This window comes from Stenomitos frigidus ULC18, assembly GCF_003003795.1.
Classification (GTDB): domain Bacteria; phylum Cyanobacteriota; class Cyanobacteriia; order Leptolyngbyales; family Leptolyngbyaceae; genus Stenomitos; species Stenomitos frigidus_A.
Genome location: NZ_PVWK01000020.1, coordinates 1 through 9,472, shown reverse-complemented (window position 1 = coordinate 9,472; position 9,472 = coordinate 1). Strand labels below are relative to the sequence as shown.

At 57.5% G+C, this 9,472-nt stretch carries 12 protein-coding genes; 8 read left to right on the top strand and 4 right to left on the bottom strand.

The genetic code is table 11. The features are described from left to right. The first annotated feature begins 237 nt into the window (after positions 1-237). On the top strand, positions 238-726 hold the full coding sequence (locus C7B82_RS04655) for a hypothetical protein (protein WP_106255148.1): 489 nt from the start codon (positions 238-240) through the stop codon (positions 724-726). A gap of 41 nt (positions 727-767) precedes the next feature. On the opposite strand, the gene C7B82_RS31310 is transcribed toward C7B82_RS04655, so the two are convergent. From C7B82_RS31310 to C7B82_RS04640, 4 genes are all read right to left on the bottom strand, one after another. Then, a complete protein-coding gene (locus C7B82_RS31310) occupies positions 768-1,082 on the bottom strand; it encodes a hypothetical protein (RefSeq protein ID WP_146141054.1) in 315 nt (104 codons plus the stop codon). Positions 1,083-1,176: 94 nt separating this feature from the next. Next, entirely contained in the window at positions 1,177-2,355 is a 1,179-nt protein-coding gene (gene mobV, locus C7B82_RS04650) for a MobV family relaxase (protein ID WP_106255147.1), read from the bottom strand. 365 nt (positions 2,356-2,720) lie between these two features. After that, positions 2,721-3,854, bottom strand: a complete 1,134-nt coding sequence (locus C7B82_RS04645) for a relaxase/mobilization nuclease domain-containing protein (protein ID WP_106255146.1) — start codon at positions 3,852-3,854, stop codon at positions 2,721-2,723. Further along, positions 3,851-4,246 carry a hypothetical protein gene (locus C7B82_RS04640; protein WP_106255145.1) on the bottom strand — a complete coding sequence of 132 codons (396 nt, stop codon included), beginning with the start codon at positions 4,244-4,246 and terminating at the stop codon, positions 3,851-3,853. Before C7B82_RS04640 ends, C7B82_RS04645 begins: the two co-directional genes overlap by 4 nt. Positions 4,247-4,465: 219 nt before the next feature. On the opposite strand from C7B82_RS04640, the gene C7B82_RS04635 reads away from it, so the two are divergent. From C7B82_RS04635 to C7B82_RS04605, 7 genes are all read left to right on the top strand, one after another. Next, positions 4,466-4,669, top strand: a complete 204-nt coding sequence (locus tag C7B82_RS04635) for a hypothetical protein (RefSeq protein ID WP_146141053.1) — start codon at positions 4,466-4,468, stop codon at positions 4,667-4,669. 323 nt (positions 4,670-4,992) lie between these two features. Further along, entirely contained in the window at positions 4,993-6,141 is a 1,149-nt protein-coding gene (locus tag C7B82_RS04630; protein ID WP_106255143.1) for a ParM/StbA family protein, read from the top strand. 10 nt (positions 6,142-6,151) lie between these two features. Continuing rightward, entirely contained in the window at positions 6,152-6,616 is a 465-nt protein-coding gene (locus tag C7B82_RS04625) for a hypothetical protein (protein ID WP_106255142.1), read from the top strand. A 140-nt stretch (positions 6,617-6,756) separates the two neighbouring features. After that, positions 6,757-7,482, top strand: coding sequence for a hypothetical protein (locus tag C7B82_RS04620; RefSeq protein ID WP_106255141.1), 726 nt, complete (start codon positions 6,757-6,759; stop codon positions 7,480-7,482). Further along, complete coding sequence (locus tag C7B82_RS31305; protein WP_146141052.1) at positions 7,460-7,723, top strand: hypothetical protein; 264 nt, start codon at positions 7,460-7,462, stop codon at positions 7,721-7,723. Before C7B82_RS04620 ends, C7B82_RS31305 begins: the two co-directional genes overlap by 23 nt. Positions 7,724-8,264: 541 nt before the next feature. Beyond that, a complete protein-coding gene (locus C7B82_RS04610; protein ID WP_106255139.1) occupies positions 8,265-8,540 on the top strand; it encodes a hypothetical protein in 276 nt (91 codons plus the stop codon). 330 nt (positions 8,541-8,870) lie between these two features. After that, complete coding sequence (locus C7B82_RS04605; RefSeq protein ID WP_106255138.1) at positions 8,871-9,053, top strand: hypothetical protein; 183 nt, start codon at positions 8,871-8,873, stop codon at positions 9,051-9,053. The last annotated feature ends 419 nt before the right edge of the window (positions 9,054-9,472 follow it).

Here is a 9,472-nt window from a genome sequence, read left to right as displayed (position 1 = left end):
GCAATCCAGAATTACCAAAATGGGATATCCTTATTCAACCTGCTAGCGGGTAAATTCATTCCTAGAAATCTCCTAAGACTGATTTGGGTTTATCTGCCAGTCTCCCTGTCAAGCAGCCGGGTTGATCGAGAGACTGCTGACAGTAGCACTTTGGACGATATCCTTGCAGCGGCCTTCAGCGTAGCAAGCGCCGCCTCACCCTTGTTGTCATGAGACCACTCAAAGCAAGAGGTAGACTTGGTTAACTTCAGCTTGAATCTATTTGACTTAGGGGGCTTGGGTCCCATCTGGCTGTATGCCTTACCCCTCGCACTGACCCAAACCTGGTTGCTGGGGCTAGATGTCCGTACGCGTTGGGTTTGGCTTGGGCTGCAGATGCTGTCCCTAACTGTATGCTTGAGCCTCATACCGCTGTTGATCGGCTTGTGCTTTGGTGTCCTGTCTGGTTGGCTGGTGATGCTGCCCTTCGCCGCTCTGATCGGTGTTCTCCTTTGGGGCTTCTTCGGCTTTTTGGGGCTTGCGGTGCAATGGCTTGAAAGACGTGCGCTTCAGGGACGTATACATGCCCTCAAACGTAAGCTTGTCGTGAGCCTGCTAGCCAGTACGGCTGTCTGGTGGCTCTTACCACTAATTGGCCGGTTCTTCCCTTTGTGGTTCAGACTAGGGCTTATGGTTGTTGTAGGGGTTGCAGTGGGGCAGATCACTGGACGGTTCTTGCGCCGCTAAGAGCAAGTTTTTTGCTGCGGTCGCTATGTGTTTGCCATCATTTAGCACGAGCTTTTGATATCTAACGTATAGCCTTTACCGCGTCGCTGAGCAGTGCTTGGCGATCGCCTGGCCCTATTGCCGGGCCCGCAATAGACCAAGGATTGTTCGCTAGGGTAAGGTGAAGCACACATAAAAGGTGATGGCGGTTCGATGGCGGTAGAGGGTCGTGACTGCACTGCTGCCAAGCGACGCAGCCGCCCCTGCCGCTGGCAGCCTCTGCGCTTGGGGTCGTCCCCACCGCCAAACCAGTCCCAGCCATCACCTGTTGACCATCCCGGTCGAGCCATCATCACCAAACCAAGCAAGAATCCCATACGCAGTATGGCTTTTTTTATCGGTATGGGATACACGCCCAATCGCCCACACAGACGGTCATCCACCCGATCGCAGTGCCACCAGTACCGTCAGTTACCGCCGTTTCGACCGCTGTGTTGCCTGCGGTTCATACTGTTGCGCGATCGCCAGGAAAATTGTGTCCCGTGCTTGACTAATCTTGGCTAGATCACTCGGTTGGAAGTCTGCGGTCAGCGTCGGCGTGCCCCCCTGATCATGCACCAGCCGTGTGCCATCCCGCCGATCAATCTTGGTGAACCCCCGACGACGGCTAAACACATAGGTTCGCCCTTTCCAATAGTTGCTTTGCGCCAGATTGAGCACCAGGTTAGTCGTCGTGATGAGTTCCTGCGCGATCGCCACTTTCTGCTGTTCACTCAGCGTCTGCACCTGGACTTGAGCACTCACATAGTCGCGTTCCAGTTGCGCCACCTGGTCAGAGAGGGCATGCAAGGTCAGTCGCGTCTCTTTGGCCTGGCGCGCCGCGAAGGCTTCGTTCTGGGCGTGCGCTACCAGGGTGGCGAGCGTTTCTTGCACCTGCTGCGCGGTTTGGGTGAGTACCGCACTGGCTCGCTGATGGTACGCGTGCACCGATTCCCGCTCAACGGGTGGTGGCAGGCGAAACTCCCGCTCTAAGTCTGGCACCGCAAGGTCTCGCTGCAGCCGTCCGTAGAACACCTGGATGTGTTCATGCGTCGCGATCGTCCCTTTGATGCCGCGTTGTAACCCGAGGGGTGCCATGCACTCAGCAAATTGGTCTTGCCACGCTTGCAGCTTTTCGCGACCGCCGAACCAGTACTCCCAACTGAGCCAACCCTTAACGGGATGGAGCGGCACCACATGAGCATGGATGTGTGGGGTTATTTCATCGAGGTGCAAGACGGCTGAGAGGCAACAGGCACCAAAGGCGGTGTTTAAGAAGTCCGTGGCGTGGGTCGCAAACCGCTCCACTTGGGCTGGGTCAAGGTCACGCTGCCGGTCGTGCCCCTGGCGGAACCACTCAGGACTGGCGCTGAGGAGGACTTCACACGCCAGGTTGGCATCGGGTCGCGTTTTGCGTTTGGACGCCGCCACTTGCAGCAAGGACTCCACCTGCTCCCACAAACCTTCGGCACGCCCCAACAGTTGGCGGTTGAGAGGTGTGCTGGCGGGGTCGGCGTTCGGGGTCTCACGGGTGCGGGTGCAGTGGGACTGAGACGCGGTGATTTGACTCGCCGTTTTGAGTTTGCCGAAGCGCAGGATAGAGTAAGCCATGACCTTAGAGTGCCCCAAGCCCCTCAGTGGGCAACCGGATCGCTGCCCCTGCTGATCGAACAGCGAGCACGGCGGCACCCGAAGCCTTGAGGGTGGGGCAGCCACACGAGTCACAGCACTGGCTGAGTGGTAGAGCCGTGTCCTACTATGCTCACGCCAACACCCAACCAACCCCGTGAAGCCCTCGAATAACAGCACATTGGCGCTAGGCGCATCAGTGGTTTTGGGTAATGCTTATTGGCGGCTCGGACAGCTAGGCCGTGCTTTTTCAGAGCAAGAAAACCGCGTTTTCAGTCATTTTGGCATTGCCGCAACCGTCCGCTTGGCGTCACTGTGTCGGTCGCCGCGACCGAGGCAGCTGCTCCTTAACGCTCATAATCAATGGGCACTTTTGGCCGCCGCACTGGCGCTTTTACCGGAACAGTCCTTGCTTCCGGGGCGGGTTTTGCAGGCTGGCGACCGTCGCCGCCAGCGCTTGCATTTGGGCGCTCAGGCTGGCGCTTTCTGCTTTCAACTGCTGGTTCTCCGCCTTGAACGCCTGAGTGGACCGGTTGAACCCCTCCACGGTCTCGTTGTAGGTCGTGGTCAGCTCGGTTCTGAAGGTCTCCAGGCTGGCAACTCTCGCCAGCAACGGTGCTAAGGAAGTGGTCAAGACCCGCAAGCAACTGTCGCTCAAGCTGTCGCTTAGACTGTCGCTCAAGCTGTCGCTTAAACTGCTCCAGTCCGGGCTCGGGGGCGGTTGCTGGCTCAGCGTCGCGAGTTGAGCTTCCAACGCCCGTACCCGCAACTCCAATTGAATCTCCGTCCGACACGCTGCCAACTGTTGCTCGAAGCGCTGTTGCTGCTCGTCTGTCTGGTCTTGCATGACTTGCCTCTAAACTTGCTTTTCGTTCCCGTCGATACCGCTCCAGCCTGGGGTCAACTACACCCGTGCGCTCAGCGTCCTGCTCCAATCGCGCCACCAGACGACCGTCCAGGAAGAGTCGGGACGAATCCCCTTTGACAGCCACCAATCCCAACTCCTGCTCAAGTTCCCGACAGGCGGCTTGAGCGCGGTTTTTGTCCCACTTGCAGTAGCAAACCTGCCCGTCATAGCGAATGCGGTTCAGCAAAAGGTGGAGATGAAGGTGCGCTTTGTCCCGGTGGATGACGGCCACCCATTGGTTTTGTTCACTATGAATCCCCTGCTCACCGTCGCCTGCCTGTGCCCCCACCTTGTCAATGAATAGCGCGGGGATGCGTTCAAGCTGTTCGTCCGTGGGCACCTCCCCGATCGCAAAGGCTAAAGAGACGTGCCACACCGGATTCTTGCAGCGGCGGTTGAGCTGGCGCACGACGCCAAACTCAGTGGCGAGGGTGCGGGCAGTCAGTTCTGCCATGTTGCTGTCGATGATCTCCGGCTGCTTCAAACTTGCTTCGCCCTGGCGTTGGGCTTGCGTGTCAAAAATATAGTCCAGGGCACCGCGAAAGCCATTGCCGCGCACGACATTGGGAATCATGCGGCGCTGTCCAACTCGTCACTGTTTGTCGCTGCATTTTCATGACTTTGACCGACTAAAGCGCGGCGTAACTGTTGCAGTGCGAGGAGTTCTTTCTCCAACAGTTCGAGTAGGTGAGTGGGTATGTTTGTCCCTTTATATTTGGCCTGATAGAGCAGTTGCGTGATTTTCGAGAGGTTGCCCAACGGTCGCGCTAACTGTGTCCAGACCTGTTGATTGACGGCAGGGATACTGATGACTCGTTTGCGGACGATCGCGTCATGGGCAAATTCAGCAGGGAGCAGTCCGCTGCGGCGGGAACGTTCGAGAATGTCTTCGTAGTCAGCGGCGGTAAAGGTGGCCTTAATCGCGTGGTCTTGTTTTTGGTCGGGTGGTTTTTTGCGGTTGGCCATGATGGAAGAAAGGGGTTTGTGGATCGGCTTGAGGGGTCCAGGGGAGACTCCCCTGGCAAGTCTGAAACTGAGGTAGACCGCCGGTCGTTGAGCGTAGCGAGTACTCAGTTTTCAGCTTGATTCCTACCTCAGTCTGCCGGGTGAGCGAGGGGTCTGACCTGGGGGAGAATGCGGTTTGCTCACGCCAAGATCGAGTGCCGACTCCGAAAAAGTGCTGGCTTGACCGGCTGGTTTCAGGACAAAACCAACGCCTGGAGCGACCACAAAGCTCACGTTAGAACAACGCTCATTGAACGGGTGACGCGAGCCGGTGAGCAGGCGGCAGGCGGCAGACAGGGCAGGCATGACAGGCTTTGGTCGCAGTGCTCGCTGGCAGTACGACAGCCCACACTGCAGGTGGTTTGCAGGAGTTCCAGCCAGTAGTCTACGAGCCTCTGTGGTCAAGTCCTGACCTTGGCGGCGCGGGGACAAACTGGAGCAAGGCGGCTCACGTTGGTGCAAAACGGGGGAGTTAACACACACCTGGCTGAGAGCAAGGCCGCCCTGCAGTGACTGTTTTGACCGTTTTGGCGCAACGTGGCGCGGAACGGGGGACTTTTGCGCCACCAGTGGGTGCAAAACAGGCAGTTTACGCGTGTTCACGGAGGCAGCAAAAGCAAACGCGCACGCGTCGCTCCGTAGCCTCTCCGAGGTGATGACGATCGCTGACAGGAGACAGTGGTATCAAAGCCGCTTTGAGAACAACGATGAAGTCCTTGATCAATCACCCCTACGTCCTTTTTCTTGACCTTGGTGCTTCGCTGACGAAAGGGATCTTTACTGATCAACGCGATCAGGAACAACTCTTAAGGCTGGGCAGCGCCGTCTCGGGACCAGTCGCGCTCAGTCAGATCGAGCACTACGAAAAACTGAATCCGCACGCCCGATCGGAAGAGGCGGCTTGGTTGAAACAAGGGCAGGAGCGACGCGCAGTGGGCAGTCTAGCCCAGAACTTTGGTGCCGATACGGGGCTCAAGGAGCGCAAAGAGCAGCGAGCGGTCACTAAGATCTTGGCGGCAATTGGTGTGATGGTTGAGCGCCTGGACTTGTTGCACCCCAAGGGGTTTCAGTCGCTCCCAGTCTCGCTACGGTTGGGTGTGGCGCTGCCGCTGGACGAGTTTGCCAGTCGCTCCTTAGTGAGTCAAGCGCTGCAAGAAGCCACAGCCTTTGAGTTTCGGGGTACGGCTCTCAAGCTTGACCTGGTACGGGAATGCCGCTTTCTACCTGAGGGTGCCGGTCTCTGGCGCGCGCGTGTAGCCGAACTGAAAGCCCGTGGTCTTAACCCAGATAATCGGACGCTTATCGTAGTCATGCTCGGTCACCGCAATGCCTCCGTTTTGGTGTTCAAACACGGGCAGCTCCAAACTGGGGCCTCCAGTAGCCAAGGACCTGGGTTTAGCGAAGCAGTGCACCAAGGCTTGCAGACGCGTGCGTTTCAAGAAACCGATCAGCCCAAACTGTTTCACGCGTTGGTGAGTGGTGAAACAAAAGTGGTACTGACGGGTGATGCGGCCCCGACTGATTTGACTGAAGCGGTGGCGGTCGGACTGGAGGCTTACTGGTCGCGACTGGAAAGCTTTTTGCGCCTGCACTTGAGCCCAGAGATGGACTCTAAGACTGAATTTGTGGTGAGCGGTGGCGCGGCGAGCGTGATGCGGCCACGGTTGCAACCGCTCTTTGAGCAGTGGGAGATTCCACCCAGTCGCCTCTGCTTCTATCAGAACGAAGCCCTGGCACAGTTGCTCAAACTCAATCGGGTTGAGCCTGACGAGATCGATCTGTGGGTAAGCCGCATGGGTGATGCTTACGCTGGCTACAAAGGACTCTTAGCCAATGTGCAGAAGCTGGCGGCTTAAGGATTAAAACATGAGAACCAGACCTGAAGCGTCTTTGCGTGACAAACGCAGTGAAAGAGTGAAATGGACCTACCAGACCGATCGCACCACTACAGACGGCGTCGTGTTCGCCTGGCTGCTCAAACAGGGTAACCGCCGCTCTGGCAAAGAACGGGCGAATGAAGCCGTCAAAGCCTTCTACAGCGCTTTTGCCTACCGTGACTTACCAGGCACCCCGGCAGCACTGGCGCGGGAAATAGCGATACAAGCGCTTTGGGCGTTGGTGGGACGTATCCTCTCTCTTGCAGACGCGTTTGACCTTGACTTAATGCCAGTGGCAGCAGCTCTGAGCTACTCTCGTCCGGTGACACACCCGAGCGGTGTGCCTTTGCCGACTGCGAAGGCTTTAGAGGCGGCGACTCAGTCAGACCAGGCAGCAGTGACACCTGTGGAAAACCCAGACGATTATGACTCCGATGATGCGATGTTTGGCTGAGGCAACGACCGTTGGTTCAGTGACGCAGGACAAGCGAGTCATTGGCTTGCAGACAGCGGTGATGCACCCTAGAACACACTTGACACAGGGGTCACAGCACTCAGTCACAGAGAGAGGTCACAGGACTGAATCAGGATGTCATGGAACCATTTGAGGCACAAGCACTCCCCTTAAAGACGCAGCACCAGCGGGGTCAGGTGCAAGTCGTGACGCTTGTCTGCCACAGTTGCGGGGAAACAGGGGCACGCACGATGCGTCCAGGTGGCCCTCCCCGGTATTGTGATCAGTGCCATGACCCGAAGCGGCGCGCCCAGCGGCGGAAGCAACGCCAGCGTGAGCGCCAAAAGCAGGGTGCGGCGGCGCTGCCAGTGTCTCAAGCAGCCCACTCACCCCGGTCACAGGACTTACGGTCACAGGACTTAGAGTCCCTGCCAGAGGGTCTTTCCAGCCTTCAGCAGTCCTGTGACACGCCACGTCAACGAGCGGCTCCGATCCCGGTCTGGCAACCGACTGCCGCGCTGGGCCACCTTCAGGGCTTTGGTGTCCGTCCACCCACGCCAGCACTGACGCAGGCAGCGGTGCGGTCTTTAAGCAAGGAGGAGCGAGCGGCGATAGCGGTGCAGCAAGAGCACTTTCGGGAAGCGCTCATAGCCGCCTGGTTTGCCCTGACACCGGGGCGACTGGGCAAGGAGTTTATGGATAAAGCCTGCTGGGGTCACTTGATCCCGTACGCCGTGTTGGCGCAGCAGCTGGGGTTGCCGCTGAGCACGTTTACCCAGCAGTTAGCGCATGTGGAGCACTTTGCCCTGGAGCATGATCCTGAACGGACGGCACTCGCTTTTTGTGACCCACTCCTGGCCCGGTGACGGGCGGCTGGTGACCCCACTACACGTGTTCGCACTTGAGGCGCAAGGACGCAGTGGAGCAGGGCAGGCTGCGGTAAAGGCTATCGGTGAAGTGGCACTGGAGCGCGATCGCAAACTGTTCCCGCTGCCACCGCTGCCAAGGACAGCGGCAGAGACAAAAGGGGCAGGCTCAGGGGGCTTCGCTGAAGCCCCTGTTGCCAGCCACAGCAAGGTACGCCCCTGCCGGGTGGGAGGCTGCTGAACAACCGTTGGCTGATCGGACGCCTGACTGACTGTTGGACCAGCAGTAGCGCAGAGGCTGCACCGCACTCTCATCGCTTTCCTGAAACTCAATTTGGATAGAACTTTTCAGCTCGTCTTGCCCCCTTTTTCCCATGTCGCTCAACCCCGTTAGGAATCGTTGCCGATAGCAAGGTGAGAAGTGAACATTCACGAAGAGAGCGAGCTGCCGTTTGTAGTCAATGCGACAATTTGTTGTAGAGATGTTTTGGTCCACTCACTCACTCTTCAACCCTTGTTGATCACAGCCAGACCGTGAGTTTCATGATGTCTCGCAGTCCAGAGCTTTTGACTTTGCCGTCTCAGTGTTGGCTGGCTTCACGACGGACCAGTCGCGCGTCACCAAGGAGCGAAACGCCGTGCCTTCGAGAGCCTTGCTCTGAGACTACCGCTTGGCACTACTTTGCTTCTGTACTCACCGCGTCACACTCGTTTGACACCGGTGGGTCTTGTCTCGCTTGCCCCGAGTGGGCAAGGTTTTATCCGATTTGGAGGTTAGAGTCATGACACCAATTGCACGCCATGACATCGTGGGTTTGACGCGGAGCCTGAGTGACACGTTACCAGAAGGCATGATTGGACGTGTCTTGTACTGTCACGCGCAAGGCTTTGAGGTGCAATTTCCCACCCCCACCGCCAACCACTACGCTCACGTGAGTGGTGAAGATCTGAAGTTTTTAGTTGGCGGTCTCGCACCTGAGGGCACCCAACTGTGGGTCGCGGACAACCCAACCGGCGTGACCCACAGTCGTGACAGCCAGCCACAGCACACAGGGTGAGGGCGGTCAGCGCCTAGCAGTCTCCCCCGTGCGCGCATCAAAAACACTGGATCACACCGCTGTGCTGGTGAGCACAAGCCCACAAACCATCCTAGACCAGCGAGCGCCTTGGAACAGGACATGACAGTTTTGACTGGATTCCTTGTCCCGTAAGGCTTTCATCTCCCGTAAAGGCAGCAGCTAGCAAAACGAGGTTTTTTGTAGGCCTAGCGCTCCGATCGTACGCCTTCACGATGTCGTAACGTGAGTGAGGGGCGAGACCGCTCCACACAGTTGTCACACAGATCGGTTAGACTGCATAGCTTTGGTGCAGACTGACGGTGACTCACTATGCCCCAACCAACGAAGCAGCAACAGTTAGCCGCATTGGCACAGGCAGAGGCTGCCTTGCATCTAGCAAATGTGCGGTGTCAGAAGGAGCCACGCAACAGTCAGTGGCGGGTAGAGCAAGCCCAGTGCCAGGCGACGGTGCAAGCTTTGAGAACGCAGTTGTGGGGACGAGGAGGACGGTAGGGGGAAAGAGCAGAGGGAAGCTGGCTAGAGGGCTACAGAGTCCACCCTTCGGTAAGCAACCTCCAGGGACCTGCAACGGGCCTTGGAACAGTGGAACTTGGTGGTAAGAAAACCGAAAAGCACCACAAAGCCGAGCGTTCACCGAAAATCGTCACTCCAGCGGCAAATATTTGGTCAAGATGCAAAAGAGGACACCTGTTCGTGGATGGCGCTGCGGCCGGCTCCATTCGTGCATTTGAGCAAAGCCAGTGCTGTAAAGTTGCTGCATGATGCCGGTAATGCCGCGTTGAGAGCCACTAACGGTGAGACGTACTGGCTCACGATCACCTCTATTGCCACTAGTGGTCTGTCAATTAATTGTTGACGGGTCACAAGGGGGTAAAGTTGAGAAGGATTCCCTTGCCTTCAATTGAATGACG